14 protein-coding genes and 2 pseudogenes are annotated in these 23,539 nt (G+C 61.6%); 6 read left to right on the top strand and 10 right to left on the bottom strand.

Annotation, left to right across the window (positions count from 1 at the left end; translation table 11 throughout):
- Positions 1-20 precede the first annotated feature (20 nt).
- Together Mschef_RS15790 and Mschef_RS15785 are read left to right on the top strand one after the other, a co-directional pair.
- Positions 21-1,715, top strand: a complete 1,695-nt coding sequence (locus Mschef_RS15790; RefSeq protein ID WP_081129830.1) for an IS1634 family transposase — start codon at positions 21-23, stop codon at positions 1,713-1,715.
- A gap of 66 nt (positions 1,716-1,781) precedes the next feature.
- Positions 1,782-2,003: pseudogene (locus Mschef_RS15785) on the top strand (IS1634-like element ISCARN23 family transposase); the annotation flags it as partial.
- Between the two features lie 344 nt (positions 2,004-2,347).
- Here the strand turns inward: Mschef_RS15785 and Mschef_RS17400 are convergent.
- The 10 genes and pseudogenes from Mschef_RS17400 to Mschef_RS15750 form a co-directional block, all read right to left on the bottom strand.
- Positions 2,348-2,728, bottom strand: a complete 381-nt coding sequence (locus Mschef_RS17400) for a hypothetical protein (RefSeq protein WP_136256605.1) — start codon at positions 2,726-2,728, stop codon at positions 2,348-2,350.
- A gap of 444 nt (positions 2,729-3,172) precedes the next feature.
- A complete protein-coding gene (locus Mschef_RS15780; RefSeq protein ID WP_081130172.1) occupies positions 3,173-4,159 on the bottom strand; it encodes an IS1595 family transposase in 987 nt (328 codons plus the stop codon).
- Between the two features lie 82 nt (positions 4,160-4,241).
- A pseudogene (locus tag Mschef_RS15775) lies at positions 4,242-4,595 on the bottom strand (RHS repeat-associated core domain-containing protein); the annotation flags it as partial.
- A 216-nt stretch (positions 4,596-4,811) separates the two neighbouring features.
- The gene (locus Mschef_RS17395; protein WP_136256444.1) at positions 4,812-5,357 is read right to left on the bottom strand and encodes a hypothetical protein; all 546 of its coding nucleotides are present in this window, start codon (positions 5,355-5,357) and stop codon (positions 4,812-4,814) included.
- Positions 5,357-6,421, bottom strand: a complete 1,065-nt coding sequence (locus tag Mschef_RS15770) for an RHS repeat-associated core domain-containing protein (RefSeq protein ID WP_081130183.1) — start codon at positions 6,419-6,421, stop codon at positions 5,357-5,359. The genes Mschef_RS17395 and Mschef_RS15770 overlap by 1 nt, the downstream gene beginning before the upstream one ends.
- Entirely contained in the window at positions 6,418-6,816 is a 399-nt protein-coding gene (locus Mschef_RS17390) for a hypothetical protein (protein WP_136256442.1), read from the bottom strand. Before Mschef_RS17390 ends, Mschef_RS15770 begins: the two co-directional genes overlap by 4 nt.
- A 19-nt stretch (positions 6,817-6,835) precedes the next feature.
- Entirely contained in the window at positions 6,836-7,993 is a 1,158-nt protein-coding gene (locus Mschef_RS15765) for an RHS repeat-associated core domain-containing protein (protein WP_081130182.1), read from the bottom strand.
- A 276-nt stretch (positions 7,994-8,269) separates the two neighbouring features.
- Positions 8,270-11,323 (bottom strand): RHS repeat domain-containing protein, encoded by a 3,054-nt coding sequence (locus Mschef_RS15760; RefSeq protein ID WP_081130181.1) that lies wholly within the window; start codon positions 11,321-11,323, stop codon positions 8,270-8,272.
- Positions 11,324-11,342: 19 nt separating this feature from the next.
- Entirely contained in the window at positions 11,343-12,641 is a 1,299-nt protein-coding gene (locus Mschef_RS15755; protein ID WP_242426573.1) for an ISL3 family transposase, read from the bottom strand.
- 24 nt (positions 12,642-12,665) lie between these two features.
- Complete coding sequence (locus Mschef_RS15750) at positions 12,666-18,536, bottom strand: Ig-like domain-containing protein (RefSeq protein WP_136256441.1); 5,871 nt, start codon at positions 18,534-18,536, stop codon at positions 12,666-12,668.
- A gap of 208 nt (positions 18,537-18,744) precedes the next feature.
- Between Mschef_RS15750 and Mschef_RS15745 the strand changes: the two genes are divergently transcribed.
- Genes Mschef_RS15745 through gspD form a run of 4 tightly spaced genes read left to right on the top strand, consistent with a single transcriptional unit; the run spans position 18,745 to position 23,394 of the window.
- The gene (locus Mschef_RS15745; RefSeq protein WP_081130179.1) at positions 18,745-19,881 is read left to right on the top strand and encodes a PilN domain-containing protein; all 1,137 of its coding nucleotides are present in this window, start codon (positions 18,745-18,747) and stop codon (positions 19,879-19,881) included.
- Positions 19,874-20,476 carry a type II secretion system protein GspM gene (gene gspM, locus Mschef_RS15740; protein WP_136256440.1) on the top strand — a complete coding sequence of 201 codons (603 nt, stop codon included), beginning with the start codon at positions 19,874-19,876 and terminating at the stop codon, positions 20,474-20,476. The genes Mschef_RS15745 and gspM overlap by 8 nt, the downstream gene beginning before the upstream one ends.
- On the top strand, positions 20,473-21,147 hold the full coding sequence (locus Mschef_RS17385; RefSeq protein ID WP_136256439.1) for a type II secretion system protein N: 675 nt from the start codon (positions 20,473-20,475) through the stop codon (positions 21,145-21,147). Before gspM ends, Mschef_RS17385 begins: the two co-directional genes overlap by 4 nt.
- Before the next feature lie 12 nt (positions 21,148-21,159).
- The gene (gene gspD / locus Mschef_RS15735; protein ID WP_081130177.1) at positions 21,160-23,394 is read left to right on the top strand and encodes a type II secretion system secretin GspD; all 2,235 of its coding nucleotides are present in this window, start codon (positions 21,160-21,162) and stop codon (positions 23,392-23,394) included.
- The last annotated feature ends 145 nt before the right edge of the window (positions 23,395-23,539 follow it).

The following is a 23,539-nucleotide window of genomic DNA, read 5'->3' as shown; positions in this document are numbered from 1 at the left end:
TTATGCGGTAGAGTGGCGACATGTTCGTCAAGCTCACGCGTTCCGGATCGCGCAACTACGTCAAGCTCGTGGAGGCGTACCGCGATGACCATGGCGTCTCCCGCCAGCGCGTCGTCGCCACGCTGGGTCGCCTGGAGCAGGTCCGCACCGGCGCGGCCGACGCCCTGATCCGCGGTCTGCACCGCGTCATCGACGGCGAGGAGCCGCAGGCGCCCTCGGTGCGCTTTGCTCCGGCGCTGGCGGTGGGCGACACCTGGATGCTGCACGCGCTGTGGCACAAGCTGGGCTGGGACGCGGCGTTCCGCCGTGTCCTGCGCAATGCCCACGGCGCCTTCGACGCCGAGCGATTGCTGCGGGTGATGGTGTTCAATCGCCTGAGCGATGCGACGTCCAAGCTCGGCGTGCTGCGCTGGCTCGAAGGCACGCGCGTGCCCGAAGTCGACAGCGCCTCGGTTACGCACCAGCGCCTGCTGCGCACCATGGACACCCTGGCCGAGCGCAGTGAGGCGATGCAGCGCACCCTGGCGGCGTTGTTGCGGCCGCTGGTCGACCAGGATCTGTCGATCGTGTTCTACGACATGACCACGATCGGCATCGAGGGGCACAGCGAGATGCCCGGCGAGATCCGCCAGTTCGGCCTGTCCAAGGACGGCGGCATCCGCCGCCAGGTCATGCTCGGGGTCGTGCAGACTGCGGAAGGCCTGCCCATCGCGCACCGCGTCTGGGAGGGCAACACGGCCGAGGCGCCGACACTGCATGCGGTGGTTGACGAGATCCTGGCCTTGTACCCGGTCAAGCGCGTCGTGCTGGTGGCCGACCGCGGGCTGCTCAGCCTGGACAACCTGGAGTGGCTGCAGACGGTACGCATCGGCAAGACGGCACAACCCCTGGAGTTCATCCTGGCCGTGCCCGGGCGCCGCTATGGGGAGTTCAACGAGATCCTCGGCGCCGTGCAGGCCGAGCACGGCGTGCAGGCCAAGGCTGAGGTCATCGGCGAGACCGCCTGGCAGGGCCTGCGCCTGATCTGGGCGCACGACCCTCAGGCGGCTGCACAGCAGAGCGCCGCGCGGCGCCAGACCATCGAGATGCTGACGCAGCAAGCCGAGCGACGCGCCGGCAAGCTCGATGCCCAGGACGCCGGCGCCGCTTTCAAGGGTCGGCGCCTGAGCGACTCGGGCGCCAAGGCATGGCTGTTTCGCGCCGTCAGCGACGCCCATCTGGGATCGATCATCAAGGTCGACCTGCAGTCCGACCGGTTCGCCTACACCGAGGACGAGGCCGCGCTCAAGCGGGCCGAACTCAACGACGGCAAGCTGCTGCTGGTGACCAACACCAGCGACCTCGATCCTGCCGAAGTGATCGCGCGCTACAAGAGCCTGGCCGACATCGAGCGCGGCTTCCGCGTACTCAAGTCCGAGATCGAGATCGCCCCGGTGTTCCACCGCCTGCCCGAACGTATCCGCGCCCACGCCCTGATCTGCTTTCTGGCCCTGGTGCTGTACCGTTTGCTGCGCATGCAACTCAAGGCCTCGGGCAGCGCCTACTCGCCGGAGCGCGCCCTGGAAATCGCACGCCACATCCAGCTTCACCAGGTGCGTATCGCCGGTCAGGGCACCGCCAGCGGCCTGACCGACCTCAGCCCCGAGCAGCTCGCTCTGTTCGACCAACTTCAACTCGGCATCCCCAGCCAAGAGCCCTTCGATATCGCCTTGTAGTGCCAATTTCGATCGCATGAACCTTGGCGTATCAATGACTTGCGCAAAAATGTGTCGAACTCGGGGGTGCTGTACCGTTTGCTGCGCATGCAACTCAAGGCCTCCGGCAGCGCCTACTCGCCGGAGCGCGCCCTGGAAATCGCACGCCACATCCAGCTTCACCAGGTGCGTATCGCCGGTCAGGGCACCGCCAGCGGCCTGACCGACCTCAGCCCCGAGCAGCTCGCTCTGTTCGACCAACTTCAACTCGACACCCCGACCAAAGAACCCTTCGACATCGCCCTGTAGTGCCAATTTCCACCATCGCAACATAGGCGAATCAATCAGTTGCGCAAAAATGTGTCGAACTCGGGCGGTCAGGGCACAGGGAACGTGCACCTGGAGCAAGGGAAAACGAGAATCAGGACGCAGCAAAAGGCAACCGCTGCAGCAACTTCATCGGTGCACCGCGCCACGCGATCGATCAGGCCGCGTATGGCGAGTTCAAGACGGGTTTTTCAAACTGCTCACTCATCGCATCACGCGCCGCGCTCAGGCGCCAGACACGCTGCAAGATAGAATCACACGGAGCCTGACAGGTAGGTCACCCCGCCCTTGAGTATCACCTCACCGCGCAATCCATTGGTTTCTGGTCAATCTCCGCCGCGCTTCAACAGATATAGTATTTCTTGATTATATTTCTTAGCATATAGTGTCGCATTTTCTACAAAATGTTTTTGCTTGGCGTCGCATATTGCATCACTTGTGCCAGGTACAATTACAGTGCCGTAATCATAATTTTTAATGTTAGCGTAACTGATTCCAGGCACCTGCAAAGTATATCCGTTGATTCCAATAAATCTGAAATCTCCGCGCAAATATGCTTTTTTTGCGTCATTTTTCGCATCTTTTAATTTTAACGGCCATGATTTTGTGGCATTCGCATCCCATTGACACGCAACATGCTCTTGAGAACACGCAGCAATCGCAATGCCTATAACTGCGAACCCCACTATTGAAAAAAAATACTTCATTACTATATGCTCAGTAATATGAGGTTCTGGGTGGTCGTCCAAGCTCCATCATGATGGGATTTTCGTTCCAGGTTATGTTGTTCATCATACCCGGGCCGTCATCACCTCTACCCGTTACTGAATGCCCAAGTTCATGAGCGAGAATCCTCAATGTCGATGCGGGACGGCGACCTTCTGTCGTGTTAATGCAAGGATGATCATTCGGGTCTATATTCACAACGCCATCGCCTAATAAAGCACTATCATTATGCTGGCTGTTAAGATAGATGGTCTGCGGGTTTCCGTGGTCATACCAAGGGCCAACTATCTCGTGCATCAACCATTGCCCCCGCGGCGTTGAGAATATGAGGCGGGCATCGGCTTGAATTACCTGCTGTTGGGCCTGCGTTCCGCCTTCCACCGTTACAGGGCTCTCCCAAGGCCATACCTGATTAGCGACGACGCTCAGCCATGAAAATTGTCGACGGCGCGCAATTTCGGCTCTGGCCAAGGCTTGCACAGCGTCATGGCGCGCGCCAGTCGCGGCAGCATCTCGGCGAGGCGAAAGCGGCGGTTAAAACGGTAGGCGGCCTCGGCCAGATATCGCCGCGCGTACTTGGCCTGTCGCATGGCGTGGTCCCTTGGGGACTTCCGTTGGTCGTAGCAGCCGCTGATCGCCCGTTTGACGTTGCCGAGCACGACGTTGACCCAGCGCGCGCCCTTGACCTCGGTGGCGGCGCGCCCGCCCGCGGTTTCCAACACGGTGTGCGCGTGGTTCAGTTCAACCACGCGCCGGAAGCAGCCCAGGCCGTCGCTGAAGACCTCCGCATCAGGTGCCAGGCGCCGCTGGCCCCAGTCGGTGAGCGAAGCGCTGTCGAAGCTGCGCACCGGTTCGATGACCGCGAAGGTGGGATGCTCCAAAGTCTCGTCGGTGGCCACGGCCACCACGAACGGCTGCTTGTTCTCCGAGCCACGTCCCGGCTTTCCACCGTTGCGTTCGCCACCCAGGTAGGCATCGTCGATCTGCACGAAGCCCGCGAGCTGGCGTGGCTCTTCGCGCTCGGTCATGGTCTGCATGATCTTGTGTTTGAGCTTCCAGGCGGTGTCGTAGCACACGCCAAGGTGCCGCTTCAGTTCCAGCGCGGACATGTTGGTCTTGCTGCCGGTCAACAGGTGCATGGCCAGGAACCATGTTGTCAGCGGCAGCTTGCTGCCCTCGAACACGGTCCCGCTGGTCAGCGTCGTCTGGTGCCGGCAGGCGCGACACTGGTAATACACCCGGCCCGCGCGACGAAACCGCGAGCGCGGCCGACTTTCGCACTGCGGGCAGCGAAACCCCTGTGGCCAGCGCGCTCGGTACAGCGCCCGGTAGCACTTCGCTTCGGTGCCATACCGCTGGATGAACTGCGCCATCGACAACCCCGCCTGGAACTGCACCTGGTTCATGGCCATGTCGGCTCTCCGTCCCGCAACATGACCCAGAGGTTGCGCTCGGTACGTCTCACATCACGCGACAGCCGGCTGAGCGTCGTCGCTAATCAGGAGGCCATAAGAATAGTCCACTGGGATCATCCAAATTGATCGGATCCTGCAAAACATACCCATACAGGTTGGTATCGCCGCCCGCAAAGCCCAGCGGATCGCGCGTGGTCCAGCGCCCGGTGACTGGATCGTAGTCCCGCGCCCCGAAGTGCACCAGTCCCGTGTCGGCATCGTACAGGCCGCCCGCAAAGCCGAAGGGTTGGAAGCCCGGATCTGTGTCGCTGGTGATATTGCCCCACGCGTCGTAGCTGATCTGCTCCACGACAGCGCCCGTGGCCGTGTTGACCACTTCGACCGGGCTGCCCAATTGATCGCTGATGATCCGGTAAGATTTTCTATTTTGATCTCCAGCGTAAAATAAAGATTATGGCTGCAATGTATGCAATGATAGTCACCAGCACAATATTCAGATTGGGGGCATTGCAACCATAGTCGTAGTCACCTGACACACAATGAATGCTAAAATTAGATCTGGCAAATTCTGCGTAGATCAATATCCCGGCAAGCAGCGTCATCGCTAATATAACAAAAAATTTAATGGCCCGGCGAGCTATCGTGATGTTCATTTTCTTGGACGCGGGTAAACCACAACGGCGTTCTTCGATGGGCTGAAGATTTCGAATACCAGTAAGCCGAGAATCCGAATTTTTTGATCGAGCCGTGATGCGCGTGCGAACGCCTTCATATAAAGAGCAAGCGGGTTGTCGCGGTTTTGCTCAATAATTCTATCACTCTTGGCCATACTTGCAGCAAGCACTAAGTTACGATCGTTGCGTGAGTTCTTCAAACTCATAAACAGACTATTTAATCTACCATTATTAGGATCGTCCGATGCCTCTAGCAACATCAGTGCTTCCCTGAAGATTCCTAGCTCATAAGCCATTGTATTTGACTCATAGTTATCATTCAATTCTTTTTGCAACAGTGCGGCTCGTCTCAGATCTTTATAACCTTCGACTCGCCAATAAATCTCCGTTAGATAACTTTTAGCTTTAACATCCCCTAATTTCGCGAGGGGCTCGAGAAGCTCGATTGCACTAGCATATTCGCGTCTTTCATATTTCTCTGACGCAAGTTGTAAGGCGCTAATTTTTTGGGGTACCATCATTATGGACTCAGCCATAGAGGCGTGGTGGTTATATCATACTGTACGGTAAGACCAATAGCGCTTGCCTCTTGTTGTGCTGCCATGTAGCTGGCCAAGTCACCACCGCCATTGCCAATATACAAAGAGCCCGCGAGCAGTGCCGCTCGGCCGCCGGACGCTGAGTATGCTGCAACAGCGGCCGGCGCGTACGCTAATGCCGCAGCTTCCAGGCCCGTGCCATATGCAGCACCCGAGGCGGCGCCGCTGTGGTAAAAGGCACTGCATTCATTCGCACCGTCAATGCCCAGAATCTGACGTGTCTCTGCCAGATCACCGTAGCCAAATGTGAGCGCTTTCACTAGCGAGTCCCCAAATCCTGCAGTGAAGTCAACAAAACCCTGATTAAGCATTGGCAATACGAATGCCCCATAGGGATCAAATGAATTGACTGGATCCTGCAACACATACCCATACTGGTTGGTATCCCCGCCCGCGAAGCCCAGCGGATCGCGCGTGGTCCAGCGCCCGGTGACCGGATCGTAGTCCCGCGCCCCGAAGTGCACCAGCCCCGTGTCGGCATCGTACAGGCCACCGGCAAACCCGAACGGCTGAAACCCAGGGTTGCTGTCGCTGGTGATCTTGCCCCACGCGTCGTAGCTGATCTGCTCGACGACAGCGCCCGTGGCCGTGTTGACCACTTCGACCGGACTGCCCAGCTCATCGCTGATGATCCGGTAGGTCACCCCACCCTTGATCATCAGGTCCGGCACATTCGGCCGGGTGCCGTATACGAAGGTCGCCACCACATTGCCGCTGCCATCCAGCTCGGCGATCGGGTGGAGGCCATCGGCATAGTAGGAGGCCACCGTTTGGCCGTTCACGCTGATGCGATTGCCGTTGCCGTCGTAGCCGTAGGTGTCGATCACGCTGCCGTTCTCGCTGACCGTGGTTAGCCGCCCGCGGCTGTCGTAGGTGTAGCCCCAGGTGATCGTGGCGCCGTTGACATCCTCAAATTCCTGCGTGATCCGCCCGCCGGCATCGCGGGCCAGCGTGGCCGATTCAGGGCAGAGAACTACCGACGTCACGGCTTTACCAGCACCCTCACAAGAGATATTCCCAAATAAATAGATAGGCCCATACCCAAAAAAGTCCCGCCTAAAGCCGTTGGAGCGCTACCGACTATTATCGGCCGAAAAAGAGAAAGGAAACCGCCCACCGAAAGAACAAAAGCCGCCAATATCCAGTAACGCAACGGATGAGCCATCATTGGAAGAAATGGCTCCGTAAGAGAAAATGGACGAGACCAATCGACCTTGTTATTACTGTTCGCATAAGAAAACCAAATAAAGGTACCCAGACCCGTAGCAACCGAGATCAAAGCACAAGCAATCCAATTGACATTGGACTTTGTTGTAGATAGAGATACCAGCTCCCAAGCCACTATAGCCGTTATAAAGATTCGCAATACCAGCCATCTCATTCGCAACTCCTCCTAAAAGCTAGAAATAAACCGTACCGCCGGCCCCAAGAAACCCGGACTCACCAAAAGTAATCTTAGTTTGGATAGAGGAATTAATTTGGCCATTTTTTTCCTCAACACCCAGGTTTAGTGGAGTCCCCGGAACCCTCCCTCCTAGCTCAACCGAGGAATTTTGCATCCCCGTAGTTGCTGAAAGATCCAGATTTGGCCCGAACCCAAGTTTCGCGTTGCCTTTTATTCTGACATGGACACCACTGGAGTGACACCCGGAATCCTCTGGATTCAGACTGGCGGTCGCACCTTCTGCAGCACCAAGATACAATCCTAAATTCCACTGCCCCCCATTATCGCCAAAGGTAATAAGGCCACCCACCCCCAATCCGCCTTCGAGAGTAAACTGCCAAAGCCCAAACGGATCCACTGCATTCACCGGATCCTGCAACACATAACCGTACAGGTTGGTGTCGCCGCCCGCAAAGCCCAGCGGATCGCGCGTGGTCCAGCGCCCGGTGACTGGATCGTAGTCCCGCGCCCCGAAGTGCACCAGTCCCGTGTCGGCATCGTACAGGCCACCGGCAAACCCGAACGGCTGGAACCCAGGGTTGCTGTCGCTGGTGATATTGCCCCACGCGTCGTAGTTGATCTGCTCGACGACAGCACCCGTGGCCGTGTCGATCACTTCGACCGGGCTGCCCAGTTGATCGCTGATGATCCGGTAGGTCACCCCGCCCTTGATCATCAGATCCGGCACATTCGGCCGGGTGCCGTACACGAAGGTCGCCACGACATTGCCGCTGCCATCCAGCTCGGCGATCGGGTGGAGGCCATCGGCGTACAGGAAACCCTGCACCAAGGTGCCGTTGACCGCCTTGCCCACCCGCCGGCCCAGGCCGTCGTAGGTATAGGCGATGGTCTCAGTTGGCGTCTTCACCTCGAGCAGGTGCCCCAAGGCATCGTACTGGTAGGTCGTCGAACCGACGCTGGCCAGGCTGCCATCCGAGGCGTAGCTGTACGAAGTGCCGTTGTACTGCACCAGCTGATCGTCGGCGTTGTAACGGGCGATGGACGTGCCGTTCACGCTCACCCGGTTGCCGTTGGCGTCGTAGCCGTAGAGTGAGCGCCTTGCGGCGGTCCTATCGTTTCCAATCACGGATTTTTTCTTAAATCCCAGCCGCATCTTTGACACTTCTTCCTGATGAAGCCTCCCTCAATTGCCATTCCTCCTATAGAACCCTGATATAGAACTGAAGTTCCGCAGTTCGGACAAACAATTTTCTTAAGGACAAAGTGGGCACCAAAGACCACCACAAAAAACGGAATGCCAAACCATATAGAAACGTATATGAATAGAATACCGAATATAAAACAAAACAACATTGCGCCGGCTAGAGCCATCCAGCCTTTTCGATATATAGAAGCACTCCTATAGTTTATCATTTTTGTGTCGCCCAATTTATTTTACAGGTCTCGCATTGTTACATCCCATGAACATAAAGTTAGAATTATAGGGATGAAAGTGCTCATAGAGCGCCCCTCCAAGCCAATTACCAAGGTCGTTGAGACCGAATGCCCATGTTTTTGTTACACCTACTGCACCCCCAGCCTCAGCTCCGGGACCAAACACAACGCCTGCAGGCTCGCCATTCGCAAACATTAAATCACCCGATAACCCTGGAAGAGCGCCTTCAGCATTCCAGTTGACGCCTTTGATGTTGCTTTCATTTCCTTTGACTAAGCCTCCCTCCACAGCCCCACCGAGCAGCTGACCGCCGCCGCCGCCAAGGGTCGCATACACTCCGGCATCAACATAGGGAAATGTAGTCGTGGCGGTAACATACACACCAAGTGCTCCTTCGCCACCAACTCCCATGTAGCCAGCTCCGCCCACTTGCGCTACAACATTAATCAACCCGAGGGGGTCGCTTAGATTCACCGGATCCTGCAGCACATACCCATACAGGTTCGTGTCGCCGCCACCGAAGCTCAGCGGATCGCGCGTGGTCCAGCGCCCGGTGACCGGATCGTAATCCCGCGCCCCGAAGTGCACCAGTCCGGTGTCCGCGTCAACCAGTCCGCCGGCAAACCCGAAGGGCTGGAAGCCGGGGTTGCTGTCGCTGGTGATGTTGCCCCACGGGTCATAGGTAACCTGCTCCACGATCGCGCCGGTACCGGTGTTGACCACCTCGACCGGGCTGCCCAGCTCGTTGCTGATGATCCGGTAGGTCACGCCGCCCTTGAGCATCAGGTCCGGCACGTTGGGCCGTGTGCCGTAGACAAAGGTCGCGACGACGTTGCCTAGGCCATCCAGCTGAGCGATCGGGTTGATGCCGTTGGCGTACAGGAAGCCCTGCACCAAGGTGCCGTTGACCGACTTGCCCACCCGTCGGCCCAGGCCGTCGTAGGTATAGGTGATGGTCTCAGTAGGCGTCTTCACCTCCAGCAGGTGCCCCAAGGCGTCGTACTGGTAGGTCGTCGAGCCAGCGCTGGCCAAGCTGCCGTCCGCAGCGTAGGTGTACGGCACCCCGTTGTAAGACGTCAGTTGATCATCGGCGGTGTAGGTGGCCACCGTTTGGCCATTCACGCTGATGCGATTGCCATTGGCATCGTAACCATAGGTGTCGATCACGCTGCCGTTCTCGCTGACTGTGGACAATCGGCCGCGGCTGTCGTAGGTATAGCTCCACGTTGTGGTCACGCCGTTCTGGTCTTCCACCGCCTGGGTGATGCGGCCATCGGCATCACGGGTGTAGCTCGCCTGATAGAGCGGCGTCGTGCCGGTGTTGGTGTCGAGCGATGCAACGGCACCGAAGCCATCGTAAGTGCGCGCCGTGCTGACATCGCCGGCGGTCGTGCCGGTGATACGGCCATTCTGTGCATCCCGGGTCACGGCCAAGCTGCCGGCTTGAGTCAGCAGGCCATCGGCATCGTAGCCATAGTTCGTCGCGGTTCCATCGACACTCAGCGTGCTGACGCGGAAGTTGTCATCGAACGTTCGGCTCACCGTGCCTGCCACTGGACCCGCCCACTGTGTTTGCGTGTTCAGGAATCCGTCCCAGGTTTCATCCAGCGACTCGCCACCCGGAGCCGTGATCGATGCGACCTGACCGGTCTTGGTCGTGTAGGCGTACTGATAGACGCTGCCGCCAGGCAATGTCACGCTGCTGAGGCGTCCGCCGCTGTCGTAAGCCAGCGCCACGTTACTGCCATCGGGTTCCGTGATGCCGGTCAATTGCCGATCGAGGTTGTAGGCATAGTGGAAGGCGAGCGGGGTTTGGCCCGCCACCGTCGGCGAGGTGTCGCTGGTCGTGTCATTGACCGCGTCGTAGCTGAAGGTATGTGCGGATTCACCCGGCGGCGTCAGCGCGGTCAGATTGCCATTGGCATCGTAGGTGAAACCCACGGCGGAACCATCGGGCAGCGTTTCCTGCGTGACGCGACCAGCCGGGTCGTATTGGTAGCTCACTGTCTGGCCAGTCGGATCGGTAGCGGACTCGAGCCAACCTTTCGACGGCCCGCTGGGGTAATAGCTGAACGCGGTTGTCCGTGTACTGGTTCCGTTCGTGCGGCTCTCGCTCAGGATACGCCCGGCGCTGTCGTAGGTCATCGTGACCGGGGCAATTTCGGGCACGGAGACTTCAACGGGAAGGTCCAAGCTGTTGACGGTGACGCTCGAGGTTCGCCCAGCCGGTGTGGACAGATTCCAAGTCAAATCTGCGGAGTTGTAAGCCGAGGTCCAGGTTTCGCCGTTGACCGTGTGCGTCTCCGTGAAGCTGGTGAGGCTGAGCAAGTTTGAAGGCGATTGCAGGTTAACGGTGCGGGTCTCGCCGCCAGTCCAAGTGAGACCGGACGGTGTCTTGATGGTCACGCTACTGGGGACCGGAGACATCAGGCCGAAACGTGGGTCTGCGGAGAGCTGCGCCGTCGTCACGGTGCCATCCGCGGCTGTCGTGGTGTGCTGGCCGCTCGGCGTGATGTCGAGCGAAGACTCGGTCCCGTCTGGTGCCGTGGCAACATCCAAATTGCTGCCATCGCTTTGCTGCGAAACCGCAAAGCTGTAGGTCCGCCCCATCGCCGAAGTCATCGTGACGGTATACGGACCGCTCTGATCGGTGGATCCGGTGCGCAACAGCGTCCAACCGCCCCCGTTGGCATCAACAACCTTGCTCAGGAAGCCGTTGCTGTCGTAGCTGTATTGCTCGATATTGTTGTTCGGATCAGTGAACGAAGTCAGCACGCCTGACGTTGGGTCGTAGCCCATTTTCCAGGTGTCGCCGGCAGGATTGGTAACCGAGGACAAGTGCAAAGCACCCCCTACTGTCTGAGTCGAGAGCTGCGTGATTTGCCCGTCAGGCGCCGTGATGCTGATCGGATTGCCTTGTGCGTCGCGCTGAATCGTCGTGACGCGACCCTCAGCATCAGCCAGGCTTGTAAGCAACCCATCGCTGCTGTACTGGAATGTATAAATCGGCCGGCCAGTCAATGCATCCAAGGTCTCGACAGGGTCCATGCCGTTTCGTGTGGAATGTTCAGGTTATGACCGGCTGGAATGGTGAAGCCGGCAAGTCGAGTCGGGCCTTGAGCAGGTAGACGATGGTGCGCAGGTTGCGGAAGGTGCGGAAGCCGCGGGCGCGGGCAATGGCGCCCTGGATATCGGCATTGATCGATTCGGCGGCGGCGTTGGAGGTGGTGGCGTGGGCGAGCATGTTGCGGATGCCTTCAAGATGGGTCTGAAAGGTCTTTCCCAGACGCTTGAAGGCGGGCAACCGGCAACGCCGCGCCCAGCGGATCCAGCCGTCCATCAGCAGCAGCACCGGCACCTGCGGATGGCGACGCCAGGCAAGGATGTCGCGCAAGCGTTCTTTCAAGCGCCAGGCGCGCGCGGTCTTGAGGCCGGAGTGGCGCAGCCAGTGCAGGTTGATCTCCTTGCGGGTCCAGTCGCTGGCATCCTTGAGCCAGTGGTAGCGGGTGCGCTTGAGCGCCGGCTCCTGCGCGACCTCGGCCCGACGCACCGCGTCCACGGCTTCGTTGGCGAGTTTGATCAGGTGGAACGGGTCGAAGCACGGCAAGGCCTGCGGCAGGTGCTTGCGGACGCCGGCGAGGTAGCTCTTGGCCATGTCCATGCTGCAGCGCTGGATCGCGTCCGGGGTGCCGCCGTGCGCCTTCAGGGTCTCCACGAAGACGCCGACATTCTCGGCCTTGCAGCCTTCACTCAGATGCAGCACCCGACCGCGGGTCGCCGCGCTGCCATCGTGCACCACGGTCACCACCCGGCCGCGACCGACGTGCTTCTCGTCGATGCCCACGGCCTCGACACCGGCCATGTCCGCCTGGGCATAGGCGGCATCGACCAGCGCCCCCAGCGAGCGCCACAACCGCGCATCGCGGACCCCGAGCAACGCCGCAATGCGCCGCACCGGCATCCGCGACATCCCCGCCAACGTCACCACCATCGCCTCGAACAACAGGGTGAAGCCACTGCGCTCGCGCGCCCACGGCACCGGCACCTGCTGCACCTCGCGGTCGCCCCGTTCTCCGCACACGCCGCAGCGCACGCGCGGCAGCTCGGCGTGGATCAGGGCGCGGTACTGGAAGAAATGCAGATGCTGCCAATCGCGATGCAGCCGGTCGTGGATCGGCTGCTCCGGCGCAGCACAGCGCGGACAGGTCAGGCGCGCGGCCTCGCAGACCACATCAAAATGAATCTCGTGGGTCTCCGGCGCGAAGCGCACGGCCTTGACGCGCCACGGCGTCGCCAGTCCCAACGCCGCCGTGAACAACTCCGTCATCGCATCCGTCATCGCACGCTCGCTCGCAAAGCTGCGCATCGAACGCCAGTCCGTTACCCTGCGTCAAGCGTCTTGTCCACCACACGAAACAGCGCAGACCCTCTCGACATGCTGACCTACGGTATTGAACACGTATAGTTTGTGTCCATGCGAAGAGCCCACGTAGGACTCTCCCAAGGTCAGTCCGGGAAACGCAGGGCTGACCTTCAAAATACGGTCATGGTAAAATTCAGCGACATAGATCGAGTCATCGGGTCCGACAGCAAAGTCTTGCTGAGAGAATGGGTCATCAAGAGAAATCGATTCTGCTGCTATGCCACCCGCTGGAAAAGGGATCGAACTCGGGTACTGGATAGGCCCACACCCGACAACACAGCGAATCCATCCTTGTGGGTCTAAGCGCAGTACAGGGCCATAATCATAAGAATAATAGATACTTCCATGTGGCCCTGTTGCCAAACCCCAAGGCTCAGGCAAATAGGTATAAACATCTGGTGAGGTATCGGAAGCAAGTGAAGGGAGCGGGGAATAGGGTGTGTATTGACCGCCATTGAACCCAGCAAGCAGCTCAAGCTGACCCTGCGGATTGACCTCCCAGACCTGACCACCCTCGGGAGTTGCAATGGCAAAAATGGGCCTTCCGTCTTCTGACAAGGTAAGTCCGCGAATGCCATAATTGTAGCTGAAACCGTTATTTGCAACGATACTCAAAATTCCATCTTGATCAATCTTCCATACATGGCCTGTGTAATACCCGATGAAGTAGATCGAATGACTCCTAGATACTACGAAGGAGCCTTCGATAAATGCCCCGAGAGCACTTGCTCCGGCTTTGGGCAAGTTCGCCAATTGTGCCAAAGCTCCACCCCCTGCGATGAGCGCTCCAACGCCGGCAGGCGTGATTCTTACAATGCCGTTTTGATCACCAATGTAGAGACTGCCACCAGGTCCGATAGCCATGTTGTAATTCTGTTGAGTATTGATCGCTATCGTATTCGCTGGCACAGGGGTTTGGGTGAACGATTCGCCATTTGAATAGGTCCCACAAATACCGGCAAATGTCGTGATGATGCCGGTCGGATCCACTTTGCGAATGCAATAATCTTGCGAGTCCCAGATGTAAACAGTCCCATCGGGAGCTGCTGCGACTGCAGCAGGATCCCAAAATGTTGCCTGTGTCGCTGGGCCACCGTCACCCGTTGCGCTACCGCTGTGAGCCACACCTTCGCCTGCAAAGTTCACCCCCAACTCGCTATTGCCGAAGCTCTGGCCACTGAGTACCGAACCATCACCCTTGTAAAGCACACCACGGTAACTGTCATACGCGTTGACATGTGTGACCGACCAGCGATCCAAGCCCAAGGGAGATTGCGTTCCCGCAAAGAGCACTTGAGTCCAGCGCCGAGTGGACGCAACCGTGTCATCCACATGGGCATAGCCGGTCATTATGGCGCCGGCCGGTAAGGCAAAACTCTGATTGGCACCCGGCGTGCCGCCGACGAACGCACCGTAGGACTCTTTCCAGACATAAGCCAGAAAGATGGTCGCCGTGGTCGGAGCATCGACATGCTGCCCGTAGGCATTCAGCCCATCCCACGTATAGGTGAAGGACTGGTTGGGTACTGATGGATCGAAGTTCTTTACGATGCTGCGCCCAGCAACATCGACGGTTACCTGGATCGTCGAGAGCAGATTTGTAACCCCCGGTCCTGGCGGGTTCGCCGTCGTGACGGGGAAGTTGATCGTGGCTGTCTGGATACTCTCTGGCGTGGCACTTTCGTAGTGCAGGGCATAGGGTGTACCCACAATCGGTATGGTTTCGCCGACACGCTGGTTTTCGGCATCGATCTGGCAGCCCGTGCAGACATGATCGTGTGGGGTATCGCGCAACTTCGCCTTCGGTGGGGGGGTCGGTTGCGGCGGTGGCGGCAGTAGATAGCCCGCTTGTGGGTTGTAGCCGTAGTTGTAATCCCAGTCCGTGAAGTGCGGCGCCAATACCCGCCAGAAGCTCTGCCCCGGCGTGAAGGTCTTGGCGATCTGCGCCAGTTCCGCGGTGGTAATGCCGTAGGCACTCAACTGGCTGGCCGTGGCCGGTGTGCCGCTGCCGGTCAGGTCGACCTCGGCATCGCCGTTGGCATCGACCCCGAGAAACTTCAGCACCACGCCATCGGTCGAACCCTTCCATGCTCCGACTGTGGGGTCGTACCAACCGGCCGGCACGTTGGTACCGATGGGGATGCCGAGGTAGTTGTTGACGTACACCGGCACCGGCTGACTGAACTGCACCGTCGTCGCCCCGGCTGTTTGAGCCTCATCCAGGCTCAAATCGACTGCATAGGTGTAGGCCGAGGTCGCGGGCAACGCCGCCGGCATCGCCTGCGGGCCGTTGGTGCCGACCGTGAACTCGGTGGCGCGCAGATGCGCCGTCGTCAGCGGCTGGCTGGTGCCATTCGGCAACTCCTCGGTCGCCGTGGTCCCCGCCGGAATGAACACCGTCGTCTGGCGCGTGCCGCTCTGGCCGACCTGGACGCTGCTTTGCGCCACCTGCATCGACGTCGTGGCGCTGCCGAAGGTCACCGATGTCGCGACCGGATCCGGCGTGATCATGACCAGCGGCTGCGCAATGGCGAAGTTGCCCCACCGCACATTGACCGTGCGTTGCGCCATCAGGTACCCGGCCTTGGTGAAGTTCAGCACCACGGTGCCGCCGCCGTTGACCGCCAGATCGAACCAGCCGCTGGTGCGGGTCAACGTCTGACCGTACTCGGGATGGCCCAGCACGGTGACCGTCACGCCGGAAAGCGGCTGGTTGGCACGGTCCAGCACCTGACCGCGGATGACAGCGACACGCAGCGGCTGGATCGTCCCGGGCGCGACGCCGGTCTGGATCGGGTTGCTGCCGCTGTACAGGAAGCTCACCTGATCGACGAAGGGCGCCTGCTCCGTGGGCGGAAGCGTGGGTGCCTCGCTCGACGGGCTGGGCGGCAGGTTGCTGGCCTCGATCGTCGTGGGCGCCTGGGTCACGTTACCGGCAGGGTCTTCCACCGACACCGAGATCGGATCGGAGGAGCCCGCAGCCAGCGTCGCCGTGAAGCTGCCATCCGCATTCGCGGTGACCGTGACCGTCGCGCCCGTGACCGTATCGGTCAGGGTGACGGTATCGCCCCCTTGGACGCTGCCGGCTTGGCCGGTGACCGTGACCTGGCCGTTGGTCGGACCCGTGACGTTGAACAGTCCGAGATCCGGCTGCGGCGGCGGCACCGTATCCAGCGTGAGGGTGAGCGTCGTGGTGGTGACGTTGCCGGCGCGATCCGTGGCCACCAGCGTGTAGGTATTGGTGCCTTCCGTCAACGTGATCGGCAGGCTGAACTGCAATGCGCTGTTGACGGTGACGGCTTGCCCGTTGACCGTCAGGGTGGCGATCTTGCTGAGCGTGCCGGCCAGCGTCAGATCCGGCTGGTTGGTGAGGGTGCGCGTCGGCGCGGTGATCGTGATCGTGGGCGGCACCGTGTCGATCGTGAACTGCAGCGCCACCGGCTTCGAGGTATTGCCGGCATAGTCCTGAACGGTGGCGCTCAGCGCGTAGCTGCCGTCGGCCAGCGGGTTTGCGGGCGTGCAAATGGCCGTACTGGCCGTGGTCTGACAGGACACGGCGAGGGGCAGGCCGGTCGCGGTGTTCCGGATCGCCAGGGTGCCGGGATCGACGCCGGAACCGACGTCGCTGTATGAGAAGCTCAACGACACCTGCGGCTTGTTGGTATAGGTGCCCACCGGAGGCGCCACCAGCGTCAGCACGGGCGGAACCGTGTCGACGTACAGCGCCATCGGACCCAGCGCATGGCGCTGGGTGTCGTCATGATCAGAGTGGCTTTCGGATTCGTCGATGCGGGACCAGGTGCGACTGTCGATCGCTGCCAATGACTGCTGGGTCAACGATTCCTCGACCAGATGATGACGGCCTTCGACCCAGACCGCATGAGTCAAAGGATCAGCTGCCAGCGCGCGGATAGTGCCGCCCTCAGCCGCGCCGCGGACAAGCGGCTGCAGTGCGAAGCCGATGACACCCGTTGGGCTGACATGACGGAGCATCGATCCGCCGGCGATCCAGAGACCGCCCTGGCCATCGGCGGCTATGTGCCGATCCGCATTGCCGTGCATCTTGACGGTCAGTTGGACTTGGCTGGTCGCACTCAACCGCAGCAAATCGCGCTGCGTGGCCACCCAGACCGCATCAAGGTCGGCATCGGCATTCAGCGCGCGAACCGTGCCATGCACCGTCGTAGTGAAGAGAAGGGATCCGCTTGGATTGAAGGCTTCGAGCACATGGTGTTCGGCGACCCAGAGTTGACCGGTGGCCGTATCCAGGCTCATGCCATTCGCACCGTGCTTGAGTGAGATCGTGCCGAGGATTTTGCCGGTGGTGTCCAAGCGCGTCAGCGTTCGCCCCACCGCAAGCCACACGATGGCGTGGGTACCATCGATGGCCACAGATGCCCGGTGATCGTCGTCATGCTGTTCGGCGAGCTTCACATCGACCGTGACCACGCCGGCCGGACTCACCGACCACAGCTGGCCGTGGCGGTAGGCCCAGAGTGCGCCATCGGTCGGATCGACCGCCACGGTTTGCGGCCGTGGCAGCCGATCCAGCGCTTGCGCACTCGTGGCGGGCGGCAGCAACTGGTAGAGGTCATGGCCTGCGGCAACCCAAAGGATGCGGGCCGGCGGATGGGAGGATGCGCCGGCCGTGCTCGGCGCACAGGTCAATGCACTCGATCCGCGCGTGCAGGGCTGAAGCGCTGCAGAGCGGGCATCTTGTGCGGTGTTCGAGGTGAGGTTGGTGCTGGAATGGGCCGGGGTGTTGGCGAGGGCGGGTGTATGGATGCCGCCTGGCGGAGTCGGCTGGACGGGGCTTGGGTTTGCCGGCGGACCGGTCGGCGGCACAGCCCGCAGTACCAAGCTGCGGAAGGTGCCCGCCGACATCGGGCCGTTGATCGGTACGGATTGCACGATGCGTCCGGCCGCATCCAACGCGACCAGCGCGGTCGGGGTCTTGACCCAGGCGCCATGCGAGATCGGATCGACTGCCAAGGCCTGGATGCTCGCCGTCGACGTGGAGGCGGCCGATGCAGCAGTCTCCGGCATCACCGCCGTGCGGACGCGCACGTAGCCCTCGGCATCCAGATGGACCACGTGGGTTCGACCGGCGATCCACAGCCCGCCCGCGCCATCGGCGGCCATCGGGCCGGCCGCCAAGGTGGGCCGCGGTGTCAGCAGGGTTTGCCGCCCGCTCGCGGTATAGCGCGCAACCTGGTTCGCGAACGCTATCCAGATCTGGGCGGAGCTCGCGTCATAGGCCATCGCGGTCGGCACTTCGGGCAACACCAACGACGTCATGGTCCGGCCGCGCACGTCGTACTCGGTCAAGCGATGGTCACTCGCCAGCCACAGCGTGTGCTGTGCGGCATCCTGGGTCCATGCGACGACGCCCGCAGGCAGTGGGGTCCGCTGGATCTGCGCCGACCCCAGCGCGACGGCGATCAACTGGTCCGGGGTGACCACCCAGGCCGCGTCCGCCGCGCCATCCACCGCAAAACCCAGCGGCTGCGCCGACCCCAGCGCAGGCGCCAGATCGAGCGGTTTTCCCAGCGCCCCATCGGGACCCAGGGCGACCAGATGATCCTGGCCGTTGAGCAGCCACAACCCGCCTGAAGCAGCATCGGTCGTCAACCAGCCGCCGCCCGCCAACAACGTGGAGAGAGCCATCGTGCCATCGGACGAAACGCCCAACTGAGCCACGCCCGTGTCCGAGGACAGCCAGACTTGTGCGCTTTCAGGCAAACCCCACGAGGCCAATGCCCACGCAGCGCCCGCGACCAGAACCAGTGCGAGAAATCCCCAGACCGACGCGAATCTGCGTCCCTGCATCCGCCTCATGACACCCCCCTGTAAGGTGCTGAACTGCGCGCGTGCTTACACTCTAAATGCACGCTAAATGGTGCCGTCAACCCCTGTCAAGGCTCTCAGCTCGATCGAAACAGCCTGTGACAATTGCCTCAGGCTCAAGTCCCACGCTTGCAGCGATGCAGCATCGCAACTTCGTCGTCATCGTGTAGGCTAGTGCCGAGGGCCGTGAGAGGGGGCTATGATCGAGGGATCGCGCGTGCGCGCCGGGCTGGGTGCGGCACAGGGCTGGGTGACCATGTTGGCCATGCGTTGGCGCCACTCGCGTGGCCCGGCGCTGCTGCACGCATGGCGCCGACACCTCGTTGCCCCGCTCCCTGTCGCACTGCGACGGCGCTTCTTGCCGCCTTCGCGAGAAGCATGGATCGTCCCGGTCGAGGACCAGCTGACGATCTGCGCGCCCGGTTCAGCGCATCCCTCGGATCAGGTGCGCATCGTCCCGACCTCGACACGTGACGTGGATGCGACAAGCATCGATGCCCCCGATGTGCGGCGAATCCTGATCTTGCCGGAATCGTCGGGCCTGCGCCGGCGCCTGTTGTGGCCCGCTGCGGCCGTGCGCCAGCTGTCCTCCGCGATGCCTTTGCAGATCGAGCACCTGACCCCGTTCACACCCGAGCAGGTGGTGTGGGACGTCCAGGTCCGGGAGCCCATGCCCGCAGGCAAGGTCGCCATCGAACTGGCTGTGCTCCCACGCAGCGCGCTGACGCCATGGCTGGAACGCGCGCGCGCCGACGGCATTGGGCTCGATGGCGTGGATTTCGCCCTGGGCGCCACGAGTCGACACGGCTTCAATCTCTTGCCGCATCTGGAGCGGGCCTGCGCGACGAATCCTCGCGCGCGGATTGATCGCAGCCTCGGGTTTCTAGCGATCGGCTTGGCGCTTGCGGTGGGCATCGAGCTCCACCATGCCGTGGACCATCGGCTGGCCTTGAGCGAAGCGCGATTGCACCGCCTCGAATCGCATGCCGCGCAGATTCGCCGCACAGAACACGCGCTTGTGACACAGCAGGCGGCCCTGCAGGCTCTGCGCCAGCGCCTGCATCGGCAACCGCGCATGGATGTGTTGCTGAACGACCTCAGCCACCGGCTGCCGCGCTCGACCTGGATCGAGCATCTGAGCATTCACGACTCCGGTCGCATCACGCTGCAGGGAGAAAGCCCGGATCCGCCGGCGCTGATCGACGTGCTGAAAGCCTCACCCTACCTGCGTCATCCGTCGCTGGAAGGCACCGTCCAGCCTGATGCCCAGACCGGCAAGGAACGCTTTCTGATCGTTGCGGCGCTGCGCGCGCTGGCCGAGCCAGGGCATGCGTAAGCTCCGGCCCACCGAGGCGCACGTGCTGGCCTGGCTGGCACTGTTCGGGGTCGTGCTCCTGCTGATGCTGGGGATCATCGATCCGCTGTTCATTGCGCCGTTGCGGTACGACCACCGCGAGCAGGCGCGCATCTCGCGAGAAGAACGTCGAGCGATCGAGGCCGTGGCCCACGGACAGGCGCTCGCCCACATGCGTCAAGCCGCCAACACCGATCTGGTGATGCAGGGCGTCGAGTTGCCCGCACACGCCAGCAATGCCGCTGCAGCCGAGCTGTTGCAGACCGTACAGAGCATCCTGCTGGTATCCACCCGACAGGGATCGGGCTGCGTCAGCCTTTCGGAATCGCCGCTGCACGCCCAGGATCCCGAATCGTCACCTTACCGCACCGCACGACTCTCGGTGGTGATGAGTTGCGGCACCGATGCCCTGGCCAAGGTTCTGGCCCATATCGAGGGCAGTCATCCGCTGCTGATCATCACGACTCTGGACGCCTACCAGGCGCCGGTGGTCGACACCACACCCGCGACCATCCCGCGTCCGCTCGAGGCGCACTTGATCGTCGAAGGCTTCTGGCAGCCATCCGCGCACCCATGAGTGAAACGGCCCGCCCACGTCTTCGTCTTGGCCTCGTGGCCCTCAATGCCGCGCTGGTGCTGCTGCTCATCGGCATCGCATGGTGGGCAAAGCGGCCTTTGCCTCCCCTCCCGGTGCCCTCGCCAGCGCCGGTTCGGCCCATCCGGCTCGCGCCGCTGACGGATGCACCCATGCCTCTGGCTCTGCGTGGTGCGTACGCGCGCGCACCCTTGTTCAATTCCGATCGCAAGCCTGATCGAAGGTCAGCGGCAACCGCCTCCGCGCCGACGATGCGAGGAACGCCGATCCTGACCGGCGTCGTCCAGGCCCCCGGGCTGTCGCTGGCCTTGATCCAAGTAGGGACACACCGTGCGACTGCTTTGTCCAAAGGCGATCTCGTTCCAGGAACGAACTGGCTGGTGCAGGGCATCCAACCCCATCACGTCTATCTCGATGACGGCGGCCAGCGCCTGCGTCTGGCCCTGAAGGTGGCTGCGCCGGCCGACGCGGCCGAAACACCTGCAGCCCCCATCGCGACGATGCGGCCACCGATCCCGCCGCATCCCCTCGCGATCCGGCTACCCGTGACCAAGCTCCAGGCTCCGCCTGTGCCGCACCCGACCGCCGTGCGACCCGGTGCCCGCGTCGCGCCCGCGTCCTCGCGCCCTATTCCGTCCTCCGTACGCCTTTGAGCTCAACGCCCCATGCGCCCATTTCAACCACTCCGCCTTGCCCTGCCGATTCTGGTTTTGGCGCTCGCTGGCTGCGCGACCGCCACGCACCGGGCGCAACCCAAGCCCGCTTCGGCATCGACCGCTCGGAATCTGGAACTGCGGTCGACCGAGCAGTCCTTCGCGCCGATGCCACAGGCGATCCAGCGCGCCTCTGCCGCGAACCCTGCCGACGTCCAAGTCGGCACCCGCGGACTGATCGACACGGCCGCGGCGCGCGCCTTGCCTTCCGCAACGCCCGCAGCCGACGGTTCGATCATCTTCAACTTCGACGATCAACCCATTGCTGGCGTCGTACAGGTCATCCTGGGCAAGGTGCTCAAGCGCAACTACTCGATCGCACCGGGCGTGCATGGCCATATCACCTTTGCGACCGCCGCGCCGGTGACGCCCCAGCAAGCGCTGCCCATCCTCGAGATGCTGTTGAGCTGGACCGGCAACACCCTGGTCGAGCAGAGCGGCACTTTCGTCGTCGCCCCTGCGAACGGCGCATCGGCCGGTGTGCTCGCCCCCAGTCTTCTGGCGCCGGCACCGAGCAGCGGTGCCGAGGCGGAGCTGTTTCCGCTGCACTACATCGCCGCTGCGGAGATGGCCAAGTTGCTGGCTCCGTTTGCGCGGCCCCATGCCGTACTGCTGGTCGACCCGCAGCACAACCTGTTGGTCGTGCAAGGCACGCCCGATGAACTGGCGAACTACGCACGCACGATCCACATCTTCGATGTCGACTGGTTCAAGGGCATGTCGGTCGGCGTCTATGCGCTGCATCACGCCCAAGTCAAGACGCTGCTCCCCGAGCTGCAGTCTGCTTTCGGTTCGAAGAGCAACACACCGATGGCGGGCATGTTGCATTTCCTGCCGATCGAGCGCACCAACGCGATCGTCGTCATCTCACAGCAGCCGGCCTATCTCACCGAGATCCACCGCTGGATCCGGCGCATGGACCGCGCGGCCAACAGCGCCACCCTGCACGTGTATCAGGTCCAGAACATCAAGGCGACCTCGCTGGCCGAGGACCTCAGCTCACTCTACGGCAGCACGAACGGCACGTCGGCACCGTCCGGCCAGGTCGCACCGGGACTGCAGCCCGTCCAACTGGGGAGCCCCATGGGCGCCACCGCCAGCTACGGCGCGGCCGGCACGGGGCAGGGCATGGGCGGCAGTGGCGTCGGACTGAATAGCGCCCAAGGCCTCAACCCGCTCTCGACGCCGGCACGGGTATCGGTCTCGACAGCCAACGGCATCCACATCACCGCGATCCGCGACAGCAACCAGTTGCTGGTGAGGTGCAGTGAGAGCCAGTGGCAGGATCTCCTGCCGGCCATTCAGAGCCTGGATGTCGCGCCGCTCGAGGTCGAGATTCAAACGCGGATTCTGGAGGTCGAACTGACTGGGAATCTGCAATACGGCGTGCAATGGTACTTGGGCGGCCTGGTCGGCACCCAGCCAGGCTCGCCGCCGACCGGCTCGCAACTGGGGCGCAAGCACTCGGCGGCACTGGGTTTCGGCGGCGCGGCGTACAACGCCGCCAGCGACGCGCTCTACTACTCGTTCGTCTCGCATAATGTCCAGGGCATCGTTCAGGCACTCGAGTCAACTGGCAACACGCGCGTCCTGTCTGCGCCCACCTTGGTCGTTCTGAATAACCATGAGGCCTCCATCACCGTGGGCGACAAGATCCCGGTGATCCAGAACTACATCAGCGGCGGTCTCCTTCCTACGACCGGCACGACTTCGACGTCCGGCGCGTTAAGCGTCGGCGAAGTCCAGTACATCGACACCGGCATCATGCTGGATGTCCGTCCGCGCGTGAATCCAGGTGGGCGCGTCTATCTCGATCTCGACCAGATCGTCAGCCAACCAGGTACGCAAGATGCCGTGGGCAACTACACCATCTTGAACCGGCAGCTCACGACTTCGGTTGCGCTGCGCGACGGCGAGACCTTGCTGCTGGGCGGATTGATCCAGCAGAACACCGCGCAGACCGACAACGGGGTTCCGCTGCTCAGCGACATTCCCGTCCTCGGCAAGTTGTTCGGCAGCACCAACAACACCCATGCCCGCACCGAACTGATTCTCCTGATCACGCCCCATGTGATTCCTAATCGTGCGCGAGCACGGGCCATCACCCGCGAATACGAGGAGGATCTGCAGCACTTGGGGACGGCGAACGCGTTTGGGGCCAGCCGCCGTGCACCACCCCCCGCATGAAACGTATGGTGCGTTGCACGATTTACAGCACGCCCCTTGGCATCGAGGCGCGACAGGCAGCCGTGAGGCCAAATGCCTATGCCAAGATCGAGGGCGCACCTAACAGCACATCACGCCGAATTTACTTTTTCGCAATATGTCGTCA

It is taken from the genome of Metallibacterium scheffleri (assembly GCF_002077135.1).
GTDB classification, from domain to species: Bacteria; Pseudomonadota; Gammaproteobacteria; order Xanthomonadales; family Rhodanobacteraceae; genus Metallibacterium; species Metallibacterium scheffleri.
This window is presented reverse-complemented; position numbering and strand designations above follow the sequence as displayed.